The organism is Pseudoalteromonas sp. CH_XMU1449-3 (assembly GCF_037027245.1).
Taxonomy (GTDB): domain Bacteria; phylum Pseudomonadota; class Gammaproteobacteria; order Enterobacterales; family Alteromonadaceae; genus Pseudoalteromonas; species Pseudoalteromonas shioyasakiensis.
In genome coordinates this window covers 110,744-135,320 of record NZ_JAYMDY010000001.1, presented here as the reverse complement: position 1 = coordinate 135,320, position 24,577 = coordinate 110,744, and the positions used below count along the sequence as shown (strand labels likewise).

Below are 24,577 nucleotides of genomic sequence, written 5' to 3'. Positions count from 1 at the left end.
GTAGTTAAGAACGCTCAGATAACCAACCAGTTACACTTTCTAAGGCTGCAGCTAGGTTCTCTGGCTGAGTACCACCAGCTTGTGCCATATCAGGACGACCACCGCCCTTACCGCCTACTTGTGCAGCCATGTGATTTACAAGCTCACCGGCTTTCACTTTACCTGTTAGGTCCTTAGTTACACCTGCAATTAGGCTTACTTTATCGCCATTAGCTACACCAAGGGCAATAACACCTGAACCAATCTTCGTTTTCAGGTCATCAACCATGCCACGTAGTGCTTTAGACTCTGTACCTGCAACATCAGCAACCAGTAGCTTAATACCGTTCACTTCAACAACAGAGTCAAGTAACGATGCACCTGCCGCACTTGCTAGCTTGTCGTTAAGCTGTGCAATTTGCTTCTCAAGGCCTTTTGATTTCTCAAGTAACGCCGTTACTTTTTCAAGTACAGTGCTGCTATCACCTTTAACTAGTGCTGCAACATCGTTTAGTTGTTGCTCTTGCTCACTTACATAAGCAACCGCTTCAGCACCTGTTACCGCTTCAATACGGCGGATGCCGGCCGCGATACCGCTTTCTGATACGATCTTAAATAAACCAATATCACCTGCACGCTTAACGTGAGTACCACCACATAGCTCGATTGAGTAATCACCAATGGTTACTACGCGAACTTCGTCGTCGTATTTTTCACCAAATAATGCCATTGCACCTTTTGCTTTAGCATCTTCGATAGCCATTAGCTCAGTTTCAAGAGCAAAGTTACGACGGATTTCATCGTTCACTGCGCGCTCGATTTGGCGTAATTCGTCTTTTGTTACCGCTTCAAAGTGAGAGAAGTCAAAACGTAAACGCTCAGGGTCAACAAGTGAACCTTTTTGATTTACGTGCTCACCTAAAATTTGACGTAACGTTTCATGTAAAATGTGTGTTGCAGTATGGTTTTTCTTGATGCTATCGCGACGTGCTGCATCAATCGTAGCCTCTGCTTTATCGTTTGTACCAATACGGCCTTGTACACGACCATGGTGTGCAAATGCATTACCAAGTTTCGTGGTGTTAGTCACTACAAACTCACCGCCAGCAACTTTTAACACACCCGTGTCACCAACCTGACCACCTGATTCAGCGTAGAACGGTGTGCGGTCTAAGATTGCGATACCTTCTTGACCATCTTCAAGTACAGAAACCGATTGACCTTCAGAGAAAAGCTCAACCACAGTACCTGTGTAATGTTCTGCATCGTAACCTTTAAAGTCAGTGTGTTTTTCAGACTTAAGTTGTTGGTTGTAATCAGCACCAAACTTACCAGCTTGCTGTGCTTGCTTACGCTGAACAGCCATACACTCTTGGAAGCCGTGCTCATCAATCGTCATGAAACGCTCACGCGCCACGTCAGCCGTTAAATCAGCAGGGAAACCGTAAGTGTCGTAAAGTTTGAATACTAAGTCACCTGGGATCACATCACCTTCGATGTCAGTTAGGCTTTCTTCTAAAATAGCCAGACCACGCTCAAGTGTTTTACCAAACTGCTCTTCTTCGATACGCAGTACTTTTTCAATAATTTCTTGTTGCTTAGCAAGCTCTGGGTACGCTTGACCCATTTGCTCAATTAGCGCAGCAACTAGCTTGTAGAAGAATGCACCTTTCGCGCCTAGCTTGTTACCGTGACGAACTGCACGACGAATAATACGACGTAGTACATAACCACGGCCTTCGTTTGATGGCATAACGCCGTCAGACACTAAGAACGCACACGAACGAATGTGGTCAGCCACAACGCGTAACGATTTATCGTCTAAATCTTGTGCGTTTGTTACTTTAGCCGCTGCTGCAATTAGAGCTTGGAATAAATCGATTTCGTAGTTTGAGTGCACGCCTTGTAAAATTGCAGAGATACGCTCAAGACCCATACCTGTATCAACAGACTGCTTAGGAAGCGGCTCCATTGTACCGTCGGCATGGCGGTTATACTGCATAAATACTAGGTTCCAGATCTCGATGAAACGGTCACCGTCTTCTTCAGGAGAACCTGGAGGACCACCCCAAATTTCTTCACCGTGATCGTAAAAGATTTCAGAACATGGACCACAAGGACCTGTATCACCCATTGACCAGAAGTTATCGCTGGTTGCAATGCGAATAATACGGTCTTCACTTAGACCTACTTCTTTATGCCAAATGTTGAAGGCTTCTTCATCATCGTGATAAATAGTAACAAGTAGTTTTTCTTGCGGTAGTTTTACAACATCAGTTAAAAACTCCCAAGCAAACTTGATTGCGTCTTGCTTGAAGTAATCGCCAAAGCTAAAGTTACCTAACATTTCGAAGAATGTATGGTGACGTGCAGTGTAACCTACGTTTTCAAGGTCGTTATGTTTACCACCGGCACGCACACAACGTTGAGAGCTGGTTGCACGTGAATAAGGGCGGCTTTCCGCACCTAAAAATACATCTTTAAATTGCACCATACCGGCGTTATTGAATAATAACGTGGCATCGTTACCCGGGATCAGCGAGCTTGAAGGAACAATTTGGTGTTGTTTAGAGGCAAAAAAGTCTAAGAACTGTTGCCTGATCTGTGCGGTAGTCATATGCTGCATGTGAAAATCTCACCCGTTTATTGCTGTGCTTGCATTGCAAAATCAATTTGTTCGTAATTAAAGCCTCGATACATCAAGTAGCGTACACGTTTCGCTCTTTCTTTCTGGTCGAGTTCTTTACCTGAATTTGAAAACTTCTTTAAATATGCGTCCTTTGCGAGTTCGAACCAATCGACTTCGAACTCCTCGAGCGTCTTATCTAATAGTGCTCGGTCTATCCCTTTTGCCATTGCTTCGCTCTGAATGCGTTTTACACCATGATACTTAGCTAAATGGCGGCGTACAAACCCTTCACAATAGCGCTGTTCGTTAATAAAGTTGTGTGATTCACACCAATCTAACAAGCGCTCTGTGAACTCGGGCGTCGCCTCTTTTTGCTGTAACTTTCGTGTTAAATCCCGACGCGAATAATCTTGTCGAGACAATAACCAAAGTACGTAATTCTTTAACTTTTGTTCTTTATCATCCATTACGCGTCAAAGCGTCCTGATTGTGAGGGCGCTTCAGGTGCTTTTGTTTGGTCATCACCTTTTGGCACAACCGGCATAAAAATAGCCTGAAAAGACACGAAGAAGCTAATGTAACAAATTGGCATTAAAACCAATAGTGGAATAAACGATAAAGGAATACAGATCACCATTAAAACAGCGCAAATTAGGCCATAAACACTCAATGGCGCCATATTATGGTAAAACACCATGAATGAGGTTTTTAAAACCTGAAACATATTGCTTTGTTTTTGAAAATAAACCAAAGGCACTGCATAGGCAAAAGCGGTTAAATACACACAGATCGCCACTAAGAATACCGCAACTTGCCCCATTGAAATGGTTGCCAATAAATCTGCAATATGTGATTGGTTTTGTGGATCGAAAGTCTGACTCGAAATAACTGCGTAGGCATCTGCAAAAATGAAATTAGACAGTAAGGCTAATAAAATACCTGCCGCCATCTGATACACGGCGACGCGCACTAAACCTATACGGTTTCCTTTATTACTAAATGGCTTAAAAATATCAGCTTGGCTGATAGTCCCGCCTTGCTGCTTAGTTAACACAGCTTGATAAAAACCTGCCATCAAAAACGGGGTTACAAATGCACCAACAACTTGCAGTAAAGGTAGCAGCAATGCCAAAAAGCTAATTATCACGATTAGCAGATGCATTAAAATAAAAGTCAAAGGTTGCAGCTTAAAGATTTCCCATCCAGCTTTAAACCATTTAACGCCTGCATCAGCTTTAAAAATACGTACTTCGATCGACATAGTTTCTCATTCAATAACGACAAAACGCACCGAGTATAACTGGGTGCGCTACTTGTTTATAGTCACCTGTAGTGAAATTTACTCAGGCTTTTTAATTTTTTTAATATCAAGCATGTGCGAACCATGTTTGATTTTCGTTTCGAGGTAAGCTCGGTTACCTACCACACCCGCTTTAATGTGCGCATGAGTGCCAACCACTGAATCAACTTCAATACCTGCATCACGCAGTGCTTTAAGCTTATTTGGGTTGTTAGTCATTAACTTAACGTGCTTTTGATTGAGTGCTTCAAGCATTAATACCGCGTCTGAAAAATCACGTAAATCATCAGCAAAACCCAAGTGGTTATTCGCTTCGTACGTATTCATACCTTGCGACTGTAGTACGTAAGCATCAATTTTATTGTATAAACCAATGCCACGCCCCTCTTGGCGTAAATACAGTAAAATACCGCCTTGTTGGTGCATCATCTCGATACACTCATTTAATTGCTCACCACAATCACAACGTGATGAATGGAATACATCGCCCGTTAAACACTCTGAATGCATACGAATTAAAGGGACATCTTGCTCTGTGTCAGCTTGATTAAACACTAAAGCAACATGTTCTTGGCCATCATTTAAGCCACTGAAAGATACGATTTCTGCAGGGATATCACTGTTTTTGCCAACATTCAGCTGGACTCTTGCTCTTACTTGCGCCACGACAAATCCAAATTAAAAAATAAATGCGATACTGCAAATGTGATTACAACAGCTTGAAGGTTGTAAGGATGCAACATACGACGAGTGATAACTAATATTGAGGCAGTTACCAGCAATTCAAGTATTATACACTCAAACCACCCCAAGATACGAGCTTTGCGCCTCGCTTTAGTGGCGCTAAAAAAACACCTTAAAAGCTCTACTTTTTAGAGTTAGGCCTTTGAAATAAAATAAATTAATAAATAAACCTTTGCAGATATTCGAAAAAATAGATTAGTTTAATCTCAATAAACCACTAAGCCTTTATCAACCACCTATCAAAATAATAAAAATAACAGTGTTGTGATGTGTCTCAGCGCTGATTAATAACGTACTAAAAGCGCTAGATAAAACAATTATGAAGAATAACCAAATAGTGATGCTTGAAGCTTAAACTGCTCTGCTAATTCATCAATTATAACCCTTTGACTAAGCTTTAAATATCTTGAGCGTGGCCAAACAACATTGATTGGCATAACCGCACCTGAAAAGGTATTTAAAACACTAGTTAGTCTATTACTATCTAGCTGCTCTTGAATAAGCCAAGTAGGTAATTGTGCAACACCTAAACCATTAAGTGCGGCATCTAGCATCGCATCTCCATCACTGAGCATATATCTGGCATTGATTAGCTGGTTAAATGACTGCTTTTTACTATCTTTGAACAACCATGTTGGCTGCGAAGAGCGCTTACTGCCAATAATACAATCATGAGTGAGCAAATCCGCAGGAGTGTCTGGCACACCATGTTGGTCAAAATAATCTTGACTACCACACACTGTTAGTTTTTGATAACCCAACAATTTTGCTACCAGATCGGCATCATCCTCTAATGTGCCGATACGTACCACCAAATCAACATTTTCATTAATTAAATTTATACGACTTTCACTAAAGTGAACCGCAAGCTCTAATTTAGGATACTTATTTGCTAGTTTAGAAAGTATTGGCATTACATACTTACGGCCGAATGCCGCAGGTAAGTGAAGCTTTACTTGCCCCGAAACATTATGGCTACCGGCAGTGACCGCTTGCTCTAGGCTATCTATTTCAGCCAGTATTTTTACCCAGCCTTCAAAATAATGCTGCCCTTCTGGGGTTGCCATAATTTTACGAGTTGTTCGATGCAATAACTTCGTACCTAACTTACTTTCAAGCCTAGTAACAGTTTTACCAACAGCGGAGCCTGTTAAACCTAACCGATTACCAGCTGCTGTGAATGTACCCATGCGTAGTGTTTCAACAAACTCTCGAATACCAAAGAAAGGGCTATCTTCTGGTTTCATTATGGAATCTCAGGACAGAATAAATGGAATATTTGCTAGGTTATCATTTAAAAAGAAGATAATAAAATAGTGTTCACTTATTCAGCAATAGAGAAACATGATGAGCGAACGCAAACTTCTAGATTTACTCGAAAAAGAAGAGATCCGAACTCTTCGCTTAAACTACAGTCAGCTTTTAGACTCTGGTCAAATTCATAAAATGGAAGAAGTATTTACTAGCGACGCACGAGTCGAAGTAACAGTGGGTGAAATGAATGGAATTGAACAGATAAAGCAAGGATTAAAAAATGCTTATGATGAATTCGATACCCACAATAGAAAGCACTTCCCTTTTGTTCATGCAGTGATGAACCATCAAATAGTACTAACAGATAAAACGACAGCACAGGGTGAGTGCTACCTAATTGACTTTGTTACAAGTAGGGAGCCAAGCGAATCTCCGCTTTTATTAGTAGGCCGATACTTAGACCGCTATGAAAAAGTCGACGGTCAATGGCGCATTAGCCACTCTAAACTTGATGTTGTCTGGCCAGCGAATTCGGGAGATCAGTAACATGAATAATCTACCAACTAGCTTTACAAATGTATTTGACGACAACAAATTAACGCTGGGATTGCTCACTCCCCTTGAAGCTTACCCTAGCAGCCCTTTCCCTACCCTCAATGCTGATATAGCAACGGCTAAGCAAGCTGAACAAGCAGGTATTGCCAGTATTTGGTTTAGGGATGTGCCTTTTTATGATCCTAATTTTGGTGATGCTGCGCAGATGCTTGATCCATTCACTTACGCAGGTTTCATTGCTGCACATACAAATACAATTACTTTAGGCACCGCAGGGGCCGTTTTACCATTACGCGATCCTATCATGGTTGCCAAACAAGCAGCCTCAGTTGATCATCTAAGTAATGGTCGTTTTGTGTTAGGAGTTTCAACCGGAGACAGGCCAGTTGAATACCCGGCTTTTGGTGTCGATTTTAACGCGCGTGCTGAGCGCTACAGAGAGTCAGTTGAAATTATCAAAACATTACACCAACAAAGTTTTCCTAAACACATTAGCCAATATTACGGTGAGCTTGATGGTTCACTTGACCTTTATCCAAAACCAGTAAACCAGCAAATACCCGTTATGGCCGTTGGTCGTTCTAGGCAATCATTTGAGTGGTTGGCTAATAATGTTAATGCTTGGATTTGGGCTGTTGATAATGAACAAGCCATCAGTGAAATCATTAACAACCTATCAATTGCAAGCAATAGCAACACAAGCCCACATTACGGCTATGCGACATTTTTTGATTTAGATAAAAACCCTGACGCCCCGTACCAGCGTTTTTATAACGTTGTACGAATTGGTCGAAATGCCCTTATTGAGCGACTGTTAAAACACAGAGAGCTTGGCGTAAAACACATTGCGCTAAACTTAAAACCTTCTCGAAGGGCTGCCCAAGATGTAATTGATGAATTGGGTAACTTTGTTATTCCTGCTCTTGAAAAAGAGCAAAGAGAGCCTGCAGTATGAGTACTCAAGAACAGCTCGAAAACTTAATAACTCAGTTTAAAGATAGCTGGTTACGCTCGGATAAGCACTCGTTAGCAAAGCTGTTTAGTTCTGATATCGATTTCAAAAGCCAGCATCATGGTTCTGTAAATAGGCAAAAGCATGTATCAACAACCTTGAGTGAAGATTTCAAAAACTATGCAACGAATGCTGAATTTACAAATACGTTTACTGCACACCAAAAAGATTTTGCTGCAGCAAGCAGCTACGCTTATGTAGATGTAAATCATGGGCAAAAACGCTTTTTATGTGGTTGTACGTTTATTTTTCATTTCGTTTATGAAAACCAGCAATGGCTTATTAACCACATTAAATTTCAGGTTAACTGGAATAAAGGACAACAATCCTTGCTTCCTAACTGGAACATGCTTCCTGGAGTTCAGGGCTGGCAGCTTGTTGATGGTGCACCAACAATTGTGAGTGAATTACACTCTCCATGGGCATTAATTCGCAAGTTTAAAGCCTCTGAGCCAAAGCAAGCTCTCATTGATCTCTATAACAAGTATGCATTTGCTGTTGATAATTGTGATATTAATTTACTTATTGATTGCTACAGCCAAGATATACATGGCAGCTTTCCTCCTTTAGGTGATTTATCTGGTAGAGAAAGTGTTATAGGGAATTTAAAAAACTTTAGACTGCTTGCGCCATTTTGGCAGCACTTTGCAGAGTTGGTCAAAATGGAGGTTAGCCAAGATAAAAAAGCAGCTCGATTTATCATTGCCCGAATCATTCCCGAAAAACCAGTGAATGATAGCAATCAAAAAATCTATGCAGCTCACTATCAGTTAGCAGCAAGATTAGAGTCAGATAACTGTTGGCGACTTTACGAGTCGCATTACATACCGGGTTGGTTTGATGAACAGAATTTGCCCAAGTTAATAATCTAACAATAAAGCGCTCAATGTGAGCGCTTTTTCATAAGTACCTGCGACCGGTTAAGCTTAACCACTGTTTTTGCTTAAATTAAAAACAGTGATACATTAAAAATTACTAAATACCTTGCACCTAATGATGATAATAATTATCATCTACAAGTATTAATCCCCTGTTCTTTGGGCAAAATAATAAGGAATATTATGAAAAAGAGCTCACTTGCCTTATGTGTTGCATTACTATTTAGTCAGCAAGGCATTGCCAATGAAACGACCACCCAAGAATTTAACGACACCTACCGCGCTTATGTCGCTGCTGTAGAAAATAAGCAAGACAGTAGTGAGCTTGCCAAAAAAGCGTTTGAGCTTGGCAAAGAAATTTATGGTGAAAGCGCCGACAACACCGCCAATCTTGCTATTAACTATGCAAACAGCCTAGATAAAAGCGAACAAGAGCGACGCTTTGAGTTATATCGCACAGCCTACGAAATACTCGAAAAAAACCACGGCAAGCAAAGTGTGCAAGTGTATGATTCATTAATCGGCATGGCAGAATCAACTTCCTCAGCTAAGCGCGCCGATACGTATCTTGATGATGTCATTGCTATTGCTGAAAAACAAAACTCAGACAAGCTTGTTGCTGATGCAAAAATGACCGCTGCTCGTATCCTTGCTTATAAAGGCAGTGGCGAGCGCTATTACACAGCAAAGGAATATCTTGAAGAAGCTGATAAGTACTACCAAGAAAACTTACCAAATAACGCTGTCGATCGTATTAGCGCAGACTTTTTAGTTGCCGCATTTGCAGAAAACCAACGTAAATACAGCACCGCCATTGAGCGATTAAATCACGTAGTTAGCGTATTTGATCAAGAGCTAGACTTTGATCATCAAACCGAATTAAACGCCCATTCAAAGCTAGTTCACTTATACGAAAAAACAGGTAAAAGCGACGAAGCAACCAAACATTGCTTAGCGATTGCGAAAATGGTGCCTTGGAAAGAAAGCCAAGAACAAGAGCCGTTGTACCGTGTGCCGCCGAAATATCCAATGTCAAAAGCACAACGTATGGAAGACGGCATTGTCGTGATGGAATTTGAAGTAACCCCGTCAGGCTTTGTAGACAACATAACTGTGGTTGACTCTGAAGGTGGTACTGCATTTGAAAGAGAAGCAGTAAAAGCAATGAAAAAATGGCGTTATGCGCCTAAGTTTGAAAATGGTCAAGCCATTGCTGCAACTTCTCGGGTGCAATTAGACTTTAAAATAAAAAGATAAATAACAGGGTCGCAATGCGACCCTTTTCATAGCTTTTTATAACTTTTTAAGCAAGTTATCGGCTGCGTCCTCAATTAAATCGAGTACCTTTTCGAAACCTTGATCGCCACCATAATAGGGATCTGGGATCTCACTCTCCCCTGCATCACCATGGCTTAAAAATAGCGACAACTTATATTGTAAGCGCTCTGGGCACTGGGCTTGTAAATCAGCAAGATTTTGCTTGTCGGCTGCGAGAATTAAGTCAAACTCATGAAAATCAGCTTGAGTCACTGGTCGCGAATAGATGCCTTTAAAACTATAACCGCGCTTTTCGGCTGCTGCTTTTGAACGTGAATCTGGTGGATTACCTTGGTGGTAACCAATGGTGCCAGCAGAATCAACTTTGACATTGACACCCAACGCCTTTGCACGACTACGAAGTACCGCTTCAGCAGTAGGTGAACGACAAATATTGCCTAAGCAAACAATCAAAACCTTTTTCATTATTCGTCCTTAAAATTGCTTTAAGATTGACTCATCATAACGTTCTGCATCAAGCGAGAGGTTGTATTTATCTGCAACACTATCAAGCTCTGCCTGCTTAATTGCCAACTCATCCATGGTAATAGTGTTGTCATCAAGTTGCCATAACAAACGTGATCCCGCATAGCTGTAATGAATTGCTAATAAAGCATCTGCATTGCCCTCACGCCCTGCTGCTTTTAACTTTGGCATTTTACGGGTGATTTTATTCAGCGCTTTTTTAAGCTCCCACACATAGACTATTTCAGTCATGTAATCATGATTGCGGTATTTATTAAGCACAAAGCCCACCAGCAAACTACACACAACAACACCTAATAGGTTCCAATGAAAATGGCTACCGCTGGGGTCAGGAAATAACGCTATTAACGTTTGTGAAATGGCTAAACTGCCAACGGCTAAAGCAATTACACAAGCAATAATTACTTGGTTTAAATGTTTACGGTAACGGGCTTTATCTATTTGAATAAGTTTCATAACAACCTAAAAAACTTGTGAAAAATAAAAAGTGAAAAAAAATTTCACCCCTTTTTTATTTGCCAGCCGTTTTAGCTATGAAAGCAATTATCCAAAGAGGAACGGCTATGCATACTTTACCACTAAACTCAGCAAGCTTGAATAACAGCAATGCTGCTTTAAAGACAACCGCAGCAATTATTGGTGGCGGTGTCATGACCTTTGCAGCATTTGCATTTATGCAGTACTTAATTTCTGCTGAGCAAAGAGCCGATGTTAAAACAGGCCCAGATATCACAGTTGAAATTTATGAAGTACCGGAAGACTCAAAAGTACAAGTAAAGCAAACACTGCCGCCACCGCCAGTTGCTAAAATGCCACCAAAAGTACCGCCACGCCCAACGATTGATACGACAGATACCGTTGTAGTAGCTGATTTAACACCAACAATGACATTCGATAACATTGGCGACACGCTTAGCAAAAGCATTAACCAACCAACAGGAGATGCGACACCAATTGTGCGTATAAACCCTAAATACCCTCCGGTAGCAGCTCGTGATGGCATTGAAGGTTGGGTACAAATTAGCTTTAGCATTTCACCGACTGGCGAAGTGATTGACCCTGTTATTATTGATGCCGAGCCTAAACGGGTATTTGACCGTGAAGCAATTCGCGCCATTAAACGTTGGAAATATCGCCCTAAAGTTGTTGAAGGTGTGGCACAATTACAAACAAACCAAAGCGTTCAACTTGATTTTAAAATAGATGGATAACTGCCTATGCTAATGAGCATCAAGACATGGTTATTTGACAAGCCAAGCACAGATTGTTTGGCGCAGTATGCCAAAACGGGCGACAACCGTTACCTTAACCAACTCGTTGCTCAATACGGGAACGATCTTTATCACTACCTAGTTACACAAAGTGATAAAGATCTTGCCCTTGATATATGCCAGCAAACCTGGTTAAAAGTCATTGATAAACGCGACTTTTACAATGATCAGAACAACCCTAAAGCGTGGCTTTTTCGATTAGCACGTAATTTATTAATTGATGAATTTCGTAAGCAGCAAAAGTTCGTTGAATTAGAAGACAACCAACTATTTACCGAACCTCAGGATGCAAGTTATCACTACGACTATGAAGCCTTTGATAAAGCACTTATGGCACTTAGTTTTGTACAACGTGAAGCGCTGACCTTACAACAAGAAGGCTTTAGTCTCGAAGACATTGTTGCTATCACACAAAGTAACCCAGAGACCATTAAAACTCGGCTGCGATATGCCCGTCAAAACCTGAAACAACAACTAGGAGGCCATCATGAAGCGTAACGACGAGCAACTCGATGCTGATTTAAAAGTACATTTTCAAAAACGTAAGGCAGAGCACAGCTTAAGCAGCGACGAGCTTGTACACATGCAAAAGCCACAGTCGGCAATGCCAAGACCACAGCGCTTTTTAGGCCTGCAAATGACCGGAGTATTTGCTGCTTTAGCGATTCTTGGTTTTGTCATGCTGCAATACAACAACCGCGAGTTAACCCATGTTTATGCCGTGGATTTATCGGACTATCAATGGCTTGAAGTACACGAACTCGACGCCAAAGGCAGCTATGTGAGTAATCTTAAACAACAAAAACAAAACCTAGATGCTAACTACCAACAAGCATTAGCCAATCACCAAGCCCGCACCAGCTTCACCGGCCGTCTAGTCAGTGTTGATAACGACTGGTATATCGCTGACTGCGAGCAAAATGTCATAGTACAAATTAAACAATCACTCCTTGAAGAACTACAAAAACACGGCACCCTAGATACTCATATTCACCAAGGAGACCTACTCGCCCTAGACCAAAACAAACAAGGGCAAATCATCGCACTCAAACAGCTAACCCATGAAACGGAAAAGTGTACGAGTTAGCGAGCTCGTAGGTTGGGTAGAGCGTAGCGAAACCCAACACACTCAGAGCTGTCAGCTTTAAAAAAGTTAGCGAGTTACAAGGGGAAAGAGTAAAGGAGTACCGTAGGCGTGAAATTTATTTCACGCGATGGCCTCAATCCATATTCTTGTAGGTCGGGCTTTAGCCCGTTAATGAAAAGATAATTTGTCGCCATAAATGACGACCTACGTGACGTTTGGTAGAACGTAGCGAAACCCAACACACTCAGAGCTTTCAGCTATCAGATTTAAAACAATTTAGCGAGCTACAAGAGTAAAGTCGCAAGTTTTTAAGTAGCAGCGGGTTTACCCCGCGTAGGCGTGAAATTTATTTCGCGCGATTCTCTCAATTTATGCGGCTGTAAGTCTGGCTTTAGCCCGCCACATATGAGTGATAAAACATGTTTCGCCATAAATGACGACCTACGTGACGTTGGGTAGTACGGAGTAAAACCCAAACACACTCGAAGCCGTCAGCTATCAGATTTAAAACAACCTAGCGGGCTACAAGAGTAAAGTTACAAGCTTTTAAGTAGCAGCGGGTTTACCCCGCGTAGTTAGATATCAGATGTCAGATCATTCTTCTGACATCTGATATCTAATATTAATTTCACTCCCCTACCTTCGGTAGCATGCTTTTACTAATCACTTCAAATGTATCTAGGTCTATCAGCATAGAATAAACTTCATCGTTGTTGATAAATACAACGAATAAATTGCCTTCAGCGTTGAGGTTAGACTCTACAATTCGGTTGTAACCTGAAATAACTTCGCTGTAGTTTGAGCCATCAATCTTGCTTAGCGCGAAGGTGCGCTTATCTTTGCCATCTAGCAGTTTGTCGTTGTTGGTATCGTTTTTGATAACTTCATACGAAACTGCCTTAGGAGCATCGACTTTTTGCTCCTTGTAAGGGCGAGTATCAAACTCTTTGTAACGGCTTAAAGCACCAAACTCTATGATCAACTGATCCGTTGTTTTAAATAGCCACTTGGCGTGATTGGTTTTGTCATTAAGAAACAAGATGTTCTTTGAGCGCGTAGGTCTGTATTTATAACCACCGCTAAAATTATTGTAAACTGTTACGTCAGCTTTCACCTCGATATCCAGTTTTTCTGATTCCAACGGGATAAAGTAAAAATCACTCCCCTCGACCTTACGGGGGTAACCCAGTTTCCACTTTTCTTGCTGCTTTTCATCTTCAGCTAAGTTTAGTGTTTGTTGCTGAACATGGTTATCGGACTTAAATAAGTAAGCAACAAAATTATACCCTATTGCTGCTGCTCCAATGATTAAGCCCATAAGTAAAATTAGGCCGTTAACATTCCACACCCATTTAAAAAACTTTTCTGACTTCATACGACTTGTTAAATCCTTTTAAAAATAAGAACTTGCTAAGCTAGCAGATTTAAAACAAGTTAGCGAGCTGCAAGGGGAAAGAGTAAAGGAGTACCGTAGGCGTGAAATTTATTTCGCGCGATGGTTTCCACGAGATTCCAGACTGACGGCTGACGGCTGACGGCTGACGGCTGACGGCTGACGGCTGACGGCTGACGGCTAATACTCCGCTCTTTACCTCGCTTTTCCTACCAATAATCGCACATTGCTCTAATGTTAATAACAATTTAATGCTGAACCAGCTAGGCTAGTAACATCGTGTTTAAATATTATGGAGTTACCATGAAAAGGTCTTTGTTTAACAGTTTAATCATTGCCTCAATTAGCTTATCGAGCTTGCAAGCGTGTGCTCAGCCGGAGCAAAAGATTCCTCTGGATGCCAGCGCTAATAACTACAAACTAGAATTAGTAAGCGAAGGGATTCAAATTCCTTGGGGTATGGCTTGGCTTAACGAGCGTGACTTACTCGTTACTGATCGACGTGGCGAGCTTAGATTGATTCGTGATGGCAAACTCGTTGAGCAAGCAGTTAAAGGCACACCTAAAGTACATGATGAAGGTCAAGGAGGCTTACTAGATATAGAACTTGATCCGAACTTTGCCGACAATGGTTGGATTTACTTTTCGTACTCTGGCTATGAGGGCGATGGTGAGGGTTACAATACCTCAATTATGCGTGCCCGCTTTAAAGATATGGCTCTTGTTGATCAGCAATTATTGTTTGATGGCGAGCCAAATATTGAAACAACAAAACACTATGGTTCGCGTATTGAGTTCGACAAAGAAGGTTACTTGTACTTCTCTATTGGCGACCGTGGCAAAAGAGACGTTCACCCACAAAGTCTAGACTATGATGCTGGCAAAATTCACCGTATCAATAGCGATGGCTCTATCCCTAAATCAAACCCGTTTTATGACCATAAAACAACTCACAAAAGTATTTATTCGTATGGACACCGTAACCCACAAGGTATGGCGATGCACCCTGAAACGGGGGTTATTTGGAGCCATGAACATGGCCCTCGTGGCGGCGATGAAATCAACATAGTTAAAGCAGGTGCAAACTATGGTTGGCCTGAGATCACTTATGGGATCAACTACATTGGTACAAAAATTACCGACGAAACTAGTCGCGAGGGAATGGAACAACCTGATTGGTATTGGGTGCCTTCAATTGCCCCTTCTGGAATGGAATTTATCACCAGCGATAAATACCCACAGTGGCAAGGCCAAATTGCCGTAGGTTCGATGAAGTTTGGCCACCTTGTTTTGGTGAAACTTGATGGTGACAAAGTAACAGGCCACAGCAAGGTTTTTGAAGGTGTAGGTCGCGTGCGCAGCCTAGCCACCCACCCTAATGGTGATTTATATCTTGGTGTTGATGGTGTCGGTGTTTATAAGGTTGTACCGAAATCGTAGGTTGGGTAGAGCGGAGCGAAACCCAACGAGTTAGCGAGTTACAAGGGGAAAGAGTAAAGGAGTAACCTAGGCGTGAAATTTATTTCGCGCGATGGTTTCTTATGGCTGACGGCTGACGGCTATCAGACTTGAATATGCAAGTCATCGAAATTCAAGCAATAAAAAACCACAGACTTCTCTGTGGTTTTTTACTTATAACTTAAGCCTTACAGCTATTACTTATAAAACAATAATACTCGTCACTAGGTAAGCAATGAAGGTTAATGCCCCGCCGAATAAGGCGTATGGCATTTGGGTTTTTACGTGAGTTAATAAATCACACCCTGATGCAATAGCCGATACCGCACTAGTATCTGAGATTGGCGAGCAGTGATCGCCAAACACACCACCACCTAAAATAGCGGCAATGACCAACGAAGGTGGTAAACCTAATGCTTGAATGAGCGGTACACCAATTGGAATAAGTATTGCGAAAGTGCCCCATGAGGTACCTGTGGTAAATGAAATAACCGCACCTGTAATAAATAGCACTGGCACAACTAAATAAATTGGTAAGAAATCACCTACTAGGCCTGCTACAAACACACCGGTACCAAGATCTTTCAAGCTTGCGCCTAACGTGAGTGATAGCAATACAATAGACACTAATGGCAGTAACTCACCCATTCCTTTAAAGCCAATATCTACCAGCTTATGGTGTGTAAATTCACGCGAGCTAATCATTAAAAAGTAAGCTACAACACAGGCTAAAATAGTTGCATACAGCACTGATTTAGAACCACTACCGCTGGCAATATCGCCATCGCCAGTCCAGAACATAAAGCCAACCATACTACCAATTAAGGTAATTAGAGGCACAAGCATGTAACGTGCCTTTGAACCTTTTACTTCTTCTGTTAGTTCGGTTTCTTGTTGCTCTAGGTTTTCTTCAGCTTGCTTAAGTGGGCCATGCACCTTGTCAAAGGTGATGGTGTAGAACACGATAAGTAAAGTGATAATGGCGTAAAAGTTATAACCAATACTGCCCCACAATACCGATACCGCAGACTCTTCCATTTCGTAGTTGCCAAGAAGGCCGAGCACATAGGCGCCCCATCCATTTAGCAAGATTAAAATACACACAGGTGCGCTGGTACTATCGATAATGTAAGCAAGGCGTGCTCGGCTCATTTTGAACTTATCGAATAAACCACGCGATAAAATTCCCGAGGTTAATACGCTTAAGTTCGATTCAATGAATACCGCAATACCCGAGAACATGGTTAAGTAGCCCACTTGGCGCTTACTTTTAGCCACCCCTTTGTTCATCAGCAAATTAACGGTAGCGGCTACACCGCCAGATTCACGAATATAGGCAAGTAAAGCACCGATTAAGATACTAAAAATAAGGATGCGGCTATTACCAGGGGAGCTGGCAACCTCAATGACTCTCTCAATAGTGTTGATAAAGGTGAAAAACAAGGTATTGCCTTCACCATTCAGAGCAAGCAAAAACTCAGACGACGCAACCGCGACCAATAACGCCATGATCACTTCTTTGCGCCAAAACACAATTAAGATAGCAATCAAGGGTGGTAAAATTGAATACCAAGACATAAAAACCCTTTTAAATTAAGAACAACATTTTATTTTTATTATGCGAAAACTCGCTAAGCTTAATGGCTTTGCCACCAAACTCAACTTAATTCGACTAGTGATTTAATATACTCTCATAAATCAGCGAGATAATAGAGCCATACTTACCTGTTTCGAAACGCTTGCCGACAAACTGGTAATTTTCTTGTGAACCTTCAATCGGTGTATGACGGGCATTGGTTAATAGCACAATAGCAAGGTCATACTCAGGGTCAATAACGGTCACGGTGCCTGTCCAGCCGGTATGACCAAAAGCCCGCGGGCTGGCATAAGGGCCAAAATGCCATTTACGCGCTTGATGCCCCGCTCTACGCCATCCTAAACCATAAGTCTCATCACTTGCTTGGGAGTTTGTGAATTGCTCAAGTACTTGTGGTGTAAAAATTTGCTTGTTGTCGTAGCCACCCCCATTGAGTAACACTTGCATAAGCACGGATAAATCACCGGCGGTACTAAAAAGCCCTGCATGCCCCGCTACGCCACCTAGAGCATAAAATGCCTTTTCATCATGTACTTCACCTTGCAGCACATCGGTTCGAATATTTTCAAACTCGATGCGACCACCTCGGGTATTGCCGTTAATCTCAGTGGCGGCAATTTGCGAAGATAAAAAACCTTTCTGTAATGGATTATAAACCGTATGCGTTAAGCCAAGTGGCTGATAAATTTGGCTTTCTACATATGTATCCAGCGCCATACCACTGATGCGTTCAACCAGTACACCAAGCAACATATAATCGATATCAGAATATAGGTGTTTTACGTTACTACCAGCCACGAAAGGGACACCTGTTAACAGTAGGTTTTTAGTACGCAGGCTGTTTTGAGAAAAAAAGCGCTCACCAAATTTATTGTCTTTACGATGAAAATCAACCACCGCAGGATAACCCGCACTGTGGGTGAGTAAATCTTTTACTAAACGCTGTTCACGGCCGCTGCCCCTAAATTCTGGTAGGTAATAAAACAGTGGCTTTTCTACGTCGAGTTTCCCTTCACTGGCAAGCTTCATCAGCGCAAAATTAGTGGCAAACATTTTTGAGTTTGAAGCTATATCAAACAAGGTATCGTTTTGCATAGCTTGTGGGCTTGTAAGCTCACTGCCATCAGCATGATACTTTTTAGCCGCGCCATAATGGCTTAGTTTAATCAACTTGCCATCTTTAACAACGGCGAGTACCGCGCCCGGAAAGCCCTCTTTAATCTCTTGATTAATTAATTCATCAACGGCACTAAAACGCTTTTGAGTGCTGTTTTTATCAAGCGTTGGGTAAGGAAAACGCAAGGTTAAGCTTGCCCCTTCAGGCAATACATTTTCTACTTTATACGTGTTTATGCCATCGCGGGTGCGTTTAGCCAAACTGTATTGATATATTTTTTCGGCTGTTAATGGTGAGGCAATATTAATTTTTTCACCATTTATGAAAATATCAGCACTGGTTGCATCTTGGTTTTCAATGATGATCTCACCGCGACCTTTATAGGCTGTAAATGTGCCTCGGTCGTTAACAAGCGCGCGACTACTTGGATCAAGAGCAGGAATACGCGCTATAACTTGTGCATTGGCCAGTGTTTTTGGCGCTGGCTCAACCGCTTGCTGTTGCTGCTGATATTCTTTAAATAACCGCTCTAGCTTTTTAGGAAAGTATTTATCTAATAATGCAAATAGCACAGCCGCACTTCTTGCATCACTATTACCGCTTACATGCCAAGGTAAAAAGTGCATTTGAAAGGCACTTAGGGCATCGAGCGTTTGCGAATCAAGCTGACCCGTTGCAATCACCTCATAGCCGTAACTGCGTAATGCTTTTTGCATTAATTCAACAGAAGGTTTTGATGCGCTAAATAACTGCCAATATTTATCAACAGTGTCGCTTTCATACCATGCACCGATACCAGCTTTATACAGTTGATACCAAGGAAAACGCGGGCCTGGATCGTTCTTACGGCTTGGAGCAATATCAGAATGGCCAATCACTTGAGTTGGGCCAATATCAGGGTTACGGGCAAGAATATCTTTACTAAGTTTTATTAGTAGCTCTATTTGCTTGGCATCATAGTCTGGAAAAATACATAACTTACTGGCGTCATTTTCCATCGCAAGGTTTGCTTGCTCAGGAATATGACAGGTTGGTACATTAACAATTTCAATACCAATAGAATGATCATTTAAATCTTCGCGGCCTTGCCAAAAACTGCGTCCGGCGTGCCATGCCCTATCTCTTTCATCAACCAGCTGAATAATTTCTAATTCATCTTTTGGATAACTCGGGTCGCCTGATTCAGGTAATAAATAATGTGAACTTAAGCCCCCTTCATCCACGAGCGCACGCATTGATTTTTCGTAATCAATGGCGGTGTAATGCATCACTAAGAATTTAACACGATGGCTGTAGTTAGCTGATTGTGTATAGGTATATGGATTACTGGCACAGCTTACTAATAATGCCGCACTACTTAGATAACACAGCTGTTTAAGTAATGTTTTCAAAGGGGTAAAACTCATAACAGATTCATACCTGATGATTTAAGCGTTGACGATTCTCAGCCATACAGTAGCAACACCCACTTAACATGTAAAATATTTTATTTCACAATCAAAGAATAAAAAGCATACATTATCGCTAAGTTACTAAAAATAGAGCTATCTCAATAATTAGAGTTGTATCTATTATGGAATAAAACTATATTATTCCATCTAAATTAAGAAAAATATTCCAAACTTAGGTCTGCTAAAACAAAAATAAGTCGTCGTGTTAAGCAAACAATGCGCCCAAGCCCTGTGTTTATAATAGAACCATCGCTTTGCGCTTTGACTAAGTTAAGCAAACAAAGTGAGCCCTATGTCTACTTTTGTAAAAATTAAAGCCTTACGCCAATCTCTATCGAGCAGCGAAGCTAAGCTTGCTGACTTTACGTTAAATTCAGCGAATGCCATTCGTAATTTATCATCGGTTGAACTAGCAAAAGTGGTTGGTGTAAGCCAATCAAGTGTGGTGAAGTTTTCGCAAAAGTTAGGTTATAAAGGCTTCCCTGCTTTTAAACTTGCGGTAATTGATGCACTTAACGATGAAAGCAGCGAACCTAAGCTACATGGCAAGATCACTCTGAATGACTCGCTAGAGCAAATCGCCGAAAAACTATTAAGCAGTAAATTGGCGGTGTTAACCGAAACCAAAAACCTCAACGAAGCACCAGCTGTCGAAAAGGCGGTAGAGCTATTAAAATCTGCAAAGCGCATTTTAATTTGTGGTTTAGGTGGCTCAGCACTGGTCGCAAAAGATTTTTCTTATAAATTACAAAAACTCGGTATGCCAGCTATTGCAGAGCCAGATGGCCATGCACAACTTGCGTATGTTGCGACGTTTTCAAAAGGTGATTTGGTTATTGCGATAAGTGAGTCAGGTATGACTCGCGAAATTGCCGAAGTTGTTAAGCAAGCTAAGAAAAACTCAAGCTCGGTGATCTCAGTGACTAAATTTGGTAGTAGCCTTGTTGCTGACTCAGCTGATGTAAAACTTTATTCGGTTGCTGAAGGCGAGTCTGTACGTTTATCGTCAATTTTAGCGCGTACGGCACAAGATTTTGTCATTGATATTTTGTTTATTGCTCTAACACAGTCAAGCCGCCAAGGTCGTAAGTTACTAGAACATTCTAATGAAGTTGTTGGCGAATTTAAGAATAACTAATTTCTTCAATAAGGTTATATAAATACTTTAAAGCAGCTCAGGCTGCTTTTTTTATGCCTAATTTAGGATGCAGTTTAACAATCCCCTTTCCCCTCTAAACTACCAAACAATTGCGATAAGCGACTGACTTTAAAATCATAATTTCTTACAAAATTGTACTAAGAATAAATTAGCACCCCGTTAAAGCAAGTCATTACTGATCTTTACCTAAAATCGGTTATATATTTTATTCCTAAAAACCAACCTTTAAATGAAAAAATATTCTTGACCAACTTAAATAACACCTGTTTAATATATGGGCAACATAATTTTAAAGTTCATAAGTCTCAATTGGGTAAGTAGTCCAGCAAAGCATATAAATATAAGGACGGGAAACAATGAAACAACATGCATCCACACTCGCAATGAGCTATATAGCAAAAGCGACTAGCAATGCACTTCGCGCAAAGAAAACAGCCTTTACAGGTGTTGTTATGGCCGCGGCGCTAGCCAGCGCGCCAGCCTTTGCAAATCTAACCGGGGGGATCAAAGGTAAGGTATCATCACCAGAAGCACAGCAGTCACTGGCGGGGATCACAGTAACAGCAAAAAGTAATGTGATGCCAAAGCCACGTACCGTTGTTACGCGAGAAGACGGCAGCTATGACTTACCGCAGTTAAAACCGGGTACTTATGAACTGACTTTCACCGATAAAAACGGTGTAACTCAAACTATGACTGTGGATGTTTTACTTGAACAAACTTCGAGCCTAAACGTCACTATGGGTGGTGCTAACGAAAACGTTGAAGTCATCACGGTTACCGGCAGTAAATTATTCCGCCAAGGTAAGTCTGCACTGACTAACTCACTTGGTGAAGAAGCAATCAATAGCGTACCAGTTGGTCAAGATTACCGTGACCTATTAAAACTAGTACCGGGTGTTGAACTATCTGAAAACGCAACGCTAGGCCCATCTGCGGGTGGTTCAGGGGTTGATAACTCGTATGGTTTTGATGGTGTTGATGTATCTCTACCTATGTTTGGTAACCTAGCATCAGAGCCATCAACTCATGACGTTGCTTACGTAACTATGGACCGCGGTGGTGCAAAAGCCGTTGGTTTTAACCGCTCAGGCGGTTTCTCAATCAATACCGTATCAAAATCTGGTACTGACGAATTCCACGGTAATGTTGAATACAAAGTTCAACCTAAGAGTTTAGTGGCAACACCAACAGGCCAAGAAAGCTATGAGCTAGATAAAAGCTGGTTAACAGCAAGCTTAGGCGGCCCGCTTATTGAGGACTCTTTATACTTCTACACTTCTTATTATCGTCCTGAGGAAACTCGTACTAATAAAGATACTGCTTATGGTGAAGTAAAAGACTATAAGAGTGTGCGTGATGAATACTTTGGTAAGTTAACTTGGGCGCCTACTGACGATATTTTACTTAATATTTCACAGCGTACCTCAGAAAAGACCATTGAAGGTCGCTCAGTTGGCGCTTACGAAACAGACAGCGTCTCTGCAGGTGATGTAGCTGACCAAGATATCTTTACCTTAGATGGTTCATGGCTTTTAGGTGATGCAACAACCCTTTCATTCCAGTACAGTAAATTTGAACTTGAGTCTGGTACCACACCTGATACAGAACTATCTGTAGTGCCATCGTTAACGGGTCAACTTGACTTAAGTAACTTAACTGAAATGGGTTACTTCAGTGTACCAAGCTTATTAGATGCTGATGATAACTACACAGCAGAGCAAATAGCTGCGTTTAATGCAGGCGCCGCACCTTTAATTGCACAATACGGTTATACTGAAAACGGCGAAATGCTTGGCGGCGGCGGTGTTGGTGCGTATTACCAATACGATAATATCGACTTTTACCGTGATAGCTTTGAATTAAACCTAGAGCATGAATTTAGCTGGGGCGATACTTACCATACGTTACATGTAGGTGGTGAATGGAAAGAAAGCAAAGAAGTACTGTCTCGCCTTTCAAACGGTTGGGGTAGAATCTCTTATGTTGGCGGCCTCGATGAAAGCTTAGAAGAAGGCAGCTCTGCCCCGGTTATTTACCGTGCTCGCGTACAACAAATGAGCTTGGTTGCTGGTGAAGACGCCGTTTCTGCTATCAACTCAGAAATGGAAACACTGAATTTCGAAATCAACGATACCATTGAAGTAGGTGATTGGACTTACAATGTGGGTGTACTCGTAAGCCGCGATACTTGGTATGGCCAAGGTCTTAAATCGGCATCTGGCACGCTTTCTGGTTATGAGTTAGCACCAGGCGAAAAATACAAAATGTACCAAACAGATTGGTCAGATATGATCCAACCGCGTTTAGGTGTGAATTGGAATTATGCAGATCAAGACTCAGTATTTGCAAACTTCTCAATGTATAACCCTGAAGCAAGCTCATTAGCGCGTGCTGCATCTTGGGACCGTAATACCCGTGCCGAAATCGAAGTTGAATTTGATGAAGCGGGTAACGTAATTTACGCAGAGCCACGTCAAGGCTCATCAGGTAAAGTATTTGCTGATGATTTAACACCTCGTCAAATCAAAGAATTTACACTTGGTACCACTAAATATGTGGGTTCTGATTTAGTATTACGTGCTCATGTTCGTCACCGTAAGGCATCGCATTTCTGGGAAGATATGCCAAACAATGCGCGTTTAACTGACTACTCTGGCGTTGATGCTGATGGCGTACCACAGCATATTGCAGATAAAGGTTTATATGTAGATAACCTAGATGAAATCCGTGATGAAATTGGTGGTTCTTCTTATGTTATTGCCGAAGTAGATGGCGGCGAAACCAAGTACTGGGAAGCTAGCATCGAAGCTGAATACCTAGGTGAAAACAGCTACATCAATGCCTCTTATGTTTGGAGCCATTACTACGGTAACTTCGACCAAGATAACACTACCGCAACAACAGATGCTAATACCTTCATTGGTTCATCAAACTATGGCGATGGCCGTGGTCGTTATCCTTGGGATTACAAATACGGTACATTATCAGGTGATAAGCCGCATAAAGTAAAAGTCTATGGTTACTATACAGTGCCATGGGATGCAAACATTGGTGCATACTTTGTATTCCAGTCGGGTAAACCTTGGGAAGCATGGGATGGTTCAATCTACGGTTACTCAAGTGGTACCACACGTTACAGCGAACCTGCGGGTAGCCGTCGTAGCCCAAGCCACTGGCAACTTGACTTAAACTACACCCAAGACTTTAAGTTCTCAGGTGACATGGAATTACAATTCCGCGCTGATATCTTCAACGTATTTGACCGTCAAACAGGTTATAACAATAACCCTTATGTCTCGTCAGAAACCTTTGGTGAGTATCGCAACTACTACAGCCCACGTCGCGTGCAGCTGTCGTTTAACTTCAAGTTCTAAGTTTATCAATCCTGTTGGGGGCCGCTATTGCGGCCCTTTTTTATACCTTAAAAACAGTAAAAGCTTAAATTGTACAAAATGCTTTTGCGGCATCCATATTACTCGCTTCTTTCATAACGTAGTCGAGTTGCACAGTTCGAATAATCGCTCTCGATTCGCTGTTACTTTCCCTTGCCTGCCAGTGCCAATTTTTAAGCGACTCTCGCGACACATCGACAAATAGTCCTTCTGGGAAGCTCTCTATAAAACGTATATCGGTGGTATTGCCTTGTTTATCAATAGTAATAATAAAGCGCGCACAGCCCGTCTGCTTAGATATTAAAGCTGCTTTAGGGTAACTGGACTTTGTTGCATGTTTAAGTGTCCACAGCTGCTCTGCTGCGTTTTTATCATCACGAAGATCGAGTACATCGGTTGAGTTAGTTGTTGTAGTGTTTGGGAGTTGTGAGCAGCCAGCGAGTAAAGCAAGTGCGGCAATTAAATGAACTTTCATGCTATATCCTTGTAAATCAA

Annotated in this window: 21 protein-coding genes; 10 read left to right on the top strand and 11 right to left on the bottom strand. The window is 41.6% G+C overall.

Translation table 11 applies throughout. The features are described 5' to 3' along the window. Positions 1–4: 4 nt before the first annotated feature. From alaS to WA256_RS00600, 5 genes are all read right to left on the bottom strand, one after another. Positions 5–2,605, bottom strand: a complete 2,601-nt coding sequence (alaS, locus tag WA256_RS00620) for an alanine--tRNA ligase (RefSeq protein WP_058585668.1) — start codon at positions 2,603–2,605, stop codon at positions 5–7. 17 nt (positions 2,606–2,622) lie between these two features. Further along, complete coding sequence (locus tag WA256_RS00615; RefSeq protein WP_054551279.1) at positions 2,623–3,075, bottom strand: regulatory protein RecX; 453 nt, start codon at positions 3,073–3,075, stop codon at positions 2,623–2,625. After that, positions 3,075–3,869, bottom strand: coding sequence for a BPSS1780 family membrane protein (locus WA256_RS00610; protein ID WP_269408599.1), 795 nt, complete (start codon positions 3,867–3,869; stop codon positions 3,075–3,077). Before WA256_RS00610 ends, WA256_RS00615 begins: the two co-directional genes overlap by 1 nt. Positions 3,870–3,947: 78 nt before the next feature. Then, positions 3,948–4,574 (bottom strand): GTP cyclohydrolase II, encoded by a 627-nt coding sequence (locus tag WA256_RS00605; RefSeq protein WP_054551277.1) that lies wholly within the window; start codon positions 4,572–4,574, stop codon positions 3,948–3,950. A gap of 395 nt (positions 4,575–4,969) precedes the next feature. Next, positions 4,970–5,899, bottom strand: a complete 930-nt coding sequence (locus WA256_RS00600) for a LysR family transcriptional regulator (protein WP_335988237.1) — start codon at positions 5,897–5,899, stop codon at positions 4,970–4,972. 97 nt (positions 5,900–5,996) lie between these two features. On the opposite strand from WA256_RS00600, the gene WA256_RS00595 reads away from it, so the two are divergent. The 4 genes from WA256_RS00595 to WA256_RS00580 all read left to right on the top strand — a co-directional run bounded on the left by WA256_RS00595 (position 5,997) and on the right by WA256_RS00580 (position 9,608). Further along, the gene (locus tag WA256_RS00595) at positions 5,997–6,452 is read left to right on the top strand and encodes a nuclear transport factor 2 family protein (RefSeq protein WP_063529365.1); all 456 of its coding nucleotides are present in this window, start codon (positions 5,997–5,999) and stop codon (positions 6,450–6,452) included. A 1-nt stretch (position 6,453) separates the two neighbouring features. Next, a complete protein-coding gene (locus WA256_RS00590; protein WP_335988234.1) occupies positions 6,454–7,416 on the top strand; it encodes a TIGR03571 family LLM class oxidoreductase in 963 nt (320 codons plus the stop codon). Further along, positions 7,413–8,345, top strand: coding sequence for a nuclear transport factor 2 family protein (locus tag WA256_RS00585; RefSeq protein ID WP_335988232.1), 933 nt, complete (start codon positions 7,413–7,415; stop codon positions 8,343–8,345). The genes WA256_RS00590 and WA256_RS00585 overlap by 4 nt, the downstream gene beginning before the upstream one ends. 189 nt (positions 8,346–8,534) lie before the next feature. Further along, entirely contained in the window at positions 8,535–9,608 is a 1,074-nt protein-coding gene (locus WA256_RS00580; protein WP_335988231.1) for an energy transducer TonB, read from the top strand. A 36-nt stretch (positions 9,609–9,644) separates the two neighbouring features. On the opposite strand, the gene WA256_RS00575 is transcribed toward WA256_RS00580, so the two are convergent. After that, positions 9,645–10,094 (bottom strand): low molecular weight protein-tyrosine-phosphatase, encoded by a 450-nt coding sequence (locus WA256_RS00575; protein ID WP_062564917.1) that lies wholly within the window; start codon positions 10,092–10,094, stop codon positions 9,645–9,647. A 9-nt stretch (positions 10,095–10,103) separates the two neighbouring features. Further along, on the bottom strand, positions 10,104–10,610 hold the full coding sequence (locus WA256_RS00570; protein WP_058585678.1) for a DUF3087 domain-containing protein: 507 nt from the start codon (positions 10,608–10,610) through the stop codon (positions 10,104–10,106). A gap of 107 nt (positions 10,611–10,717) precedes the next feature. On the opposite strand from WA256_RS00570, the gene WA256_RS00565 reads away from it, so the two are divergent. Genes WA256_RS00565 through WA256_RS00555 form a run of 3 tightly spaced genes read left to right on the top strand, consistent with a single transcriptional unit; the run spans position 10,718 to position 12,512 of the window. Then, positions 10,718–11,365 (top strand): energy transducer TonB, encoded by a 648-nt coding sequence (locus tag WA256_RS00565; RefSeq protein WP_062564916.1) that lies wholly within the window; start codon positions 10,718–10,720, stop codon positions 11,363–11,365. A 6-nt stretch (positions 11,366–11,371) separates the two neighbouring features. Further along, positions 11,372–11,923: an RNA polymerase sigma factor gene (locus WA256_RS00560; RefSeq protein ID WP_062564915.1), complete on the top strand. Its 552-nt coding sequence runs from the start codon at positions 11,372–11,374 to the stop codon at positions 11,921–11,923. Then, positions 11,913–12,512: a hypothetical protein gene (locus tag WA256_RS00555; RefSeq protein ID WP_062564914.1), complete on the top strand. Its 600-nt coding sequence runs from the start codon at positions 11,913–11,915 to the stop codon at positions 12,510–12,512. The genes WA256_RS00560 and WA256_RS00555 overlap by 11 nt, the downstream gene beginning before the upstream one ends. A gap of 628 nt (positions 12,513–13,140) precedes the next feature. Here the strand turns inward: WA256_RS00555 and WA256_RS00550 are convergent. Further along, positions 13,141–13,887 carry a hypothetical protein gene (locus WA256_RS00550; protein WP_335988224.1) on the bottom strand — a complete coding sequence of 249 codons (747 nt, stop codon included), beginning with the start codon at positions 13,885–13,887 and terminating at the stop codon, positions 13,141–13,143. A 321-nt stretch (positions 13,888–14,208) separates the two neighbouring features. Here WA256_RS00550 and WA256_RS00545 point away from each other — a divergent pair, with 321 nt between their 5' ends. Continuing rightward, on the top strand, positions 14,209–15,345 hold the full coding sequence (locus WA256_RS00545; protein WP_062564912.1) for a PQQ-dependent sugar dehydrogenase: 1,137 nt from the start codon (positions 14,209–14,211) through the stop codon (positions 15,343–15,345). Between the two features lie 219 nt (positions 15,346–15,564). Here WA256_RS00545 and WA256_RS00540 read toward each other — a convergent pair whose 3' ends face one another. Further along, complete coding sequence (locus WA256_RS00540) at positions 15,565–16,941, bottom strand: Na+/H+ antiporter NhaC family protein (protein ID WP_054560796.1); 1,377 nt, start codon at positions 16,939–16,941, stop codon at positions 15,565–15,567. A 94-nt stretch (positions 16,942–17,035) separates the two neighbouring features. Further along, positions 17,036–19,483, bottom strand: a complete 2,448-nt coding sequence (pbp4b, locus tag WA256_RS00535; protein ID WP_335988220.1) for a penicillin binding protein PBP4B — start codon at positions 19,481–19,483, stop codon at positions 17,036–17,038. Between the two features lie 337 nt (positions 19,484–19,820). On the opposite strand from pbp4b, the gene WA256_RS00530 reads away from it, so the two are divergent. Then, positions 19,821–20,666, top strand: a complete 846-nt coding sequence (locus WA256_RS00530; protein ID WP_054560797.1) for a MurR/RpiR family transcriptional regulator — start codon at positions 19,821–19,823, stop codon at positions 20,664–20,666. Positions 20,667–21,043: 377 nt separating this feature from the next. Continuing rightward, a complete protein-coding gene (locus tag WA256_RS00525) occupies positions 21,044–24,064 on the top strand; it encodes a carboxypeptidase regulatory-like domain-containing protein (RefSeq protein WP_130166566.1) in 3,021 nt (1,006 codons plus the stop codon). Between the two features lie 64 nt (positions 24,065–24,128). On the opposite strand, the gene WA256_RS00520 is transcribed toward WA256_RS00525, so the two are convergent. Further along, entirely contained in the window at positions 24,129–24,557 is a 429-nt protein-coding gene (locus WA256_RS00520; RefSeq protein ID WP_335988215.1) for an energy transducer TonB, read from the bottom strand. Positions 24,558–24,577 lie beyond the last annotated feature (20 nt).

What these genes read in the sequence shown, in the direction of transcription:
- alaS (WP_058585668.1), bottom strand. Translation starts at nt 2,605, where the DNA reads ATGCAGCATATGACTACCGCACAGATCAGGCAACAGTTCTTAGACTTT.
- WA256_RS00615 (WP_054551279.1), bottom strand. Translation starts at nt 3,075, where the DNA reads ATGGATGATAAAGAACAAAAGTTAAAGAATTACGTACTTTGGTTATTG.
- WA256_RS00610 (WP_269408599.1), bottom strand. Translation starts at nt 3,869, where the DNA reads ATGTCGATCGAAGTACGTATTTTTAAAGCTGATGCAGGCGTTAAATGG.
- WA256_RS00600 (WP_335988237.1), bottom strand. Translation starts at nt 5,899, where the DNA reads ATGAAACCAGAAGATAGCCCTTTCTTTGGTATTCGAGAGTTTGTTGAA.
- WA256_RS00595 (WP_063529365.1), top strand. Translation starts at nt 5,997, where the DNA reads ATGATGAGCGAACGCAAACTTCTAGATTTACTCGAAAAAGAAGAGATC.
- WA256_RS00590 (WP_335988234.1), top strand. Translation starts at nt 6,454, where the DNA reads ATGAATAATCTACCAACTAGCTTTACAAATGTATTTGACGACAACAAA.
- WA256_RS00585 (WP_335988232.1), top strand. Translation starts at nt 7,413, where the DNA reads ATGAGTACTCAAGAACAGCTCGAAAACTTAATAACTCAGTTTAAAGAT.
- WA256_RS00580 (WP_335988231.1), top strand. Translation starts at nt 8,535, where the DNA reads ATGAAAAAGAGCTCACTTGCCTTATGTGTTGCATTACTATTTAGTCAG.
- WA256_RS00575 (WP_062564917.1), bottom strand. Translation starts at nt 10,094, where the DNA reads ATGAAAAAGGTTTTGATTGTTTGCTTAGGCAATATTTGTCGTTCACCT.
- WA256_RS00570 (WP_058585678.1), bottom strand. Translation starts at nt 10,610, where the DNA reads ATGAAACTTATTCAAATAGATAAAGCCCGTTACCGTAAACATTTAAAC.
- WA256_RS00565 (WP_062564916.1), top strand. Translation starts at nt 10,718, where the DNA reads ATGCATACTTTACCACTAAACTCAGCAAGCTTGAATAACAGCAATGCT.
- WA256_RS00560 (WP_062564915.1), top strand. Translation starts at nt 11,372, where the DNA reads ATGCTAATGAGCATCAAGACATGGTTATTTGACAAGCCAAGCACAGAT.
- WA256_RS00555 (WP_062564914.1), top strand. Translation starts at nt 11,913, where the DNA reads ATGAAGCGTAACGACGAGCAACTCGATGCTGATTTAAAAGTACATTTT.
- WA256_RS00550 (WP_335988224.1), bottom strand. Translation starts at nt 13,887, where the DNA reads ATGAAGTCAGAAAAGTTTTTTAAATGGGTGTGGAATGTTAACGGCCTA.
- WA256_RS00545 (WP_062564912.1), top strand. Translation starts at nt 14,209, where the DNA reads ATGAAAAGGTCTTTGTTTAACAGTTTAATCATTGCCTCAATTAGCTTA.
- WA256_RS00540 (WP_054560796.1), bottom strand. Translation starts at nt 16,941, where the DNA reads ATGTCTTGGTATTCAATTTTACCACCCTTGATTGCTATCTTAATTGTG.
- pbp4b (WP_335988220.1), bottom strand. Translation starts at nt 19,483, where the DNA reads ATGAGTTTTACCCCTTTGAAAACATTACTTAAACAGCTGTGTTATCTA.
- WA256_RS00530 (WP_054560797.1), top strand. Translation starts at nt 19,821, where the DNA reads ATGTCTACTTTTGTAAAAATTAAAGCCTTACGCCAATCTCTATCGAGC.
- WA256_RS00525 (WP_130166566.1), top strand. Translation starts at nt 21,044, where the DNA reads ATGAAACAACATGCATCCACACTCGCAATGAGCTATATAGCAAAAGCG.
- WA256_RS00520 (WP_335988215.1), bottom strand. Translation starts at nt 24,557, where the DNA reads ATGAAAGTTCATTTAATTGCCGCACTTGCTTTACTCGCTGGCTGCTCA.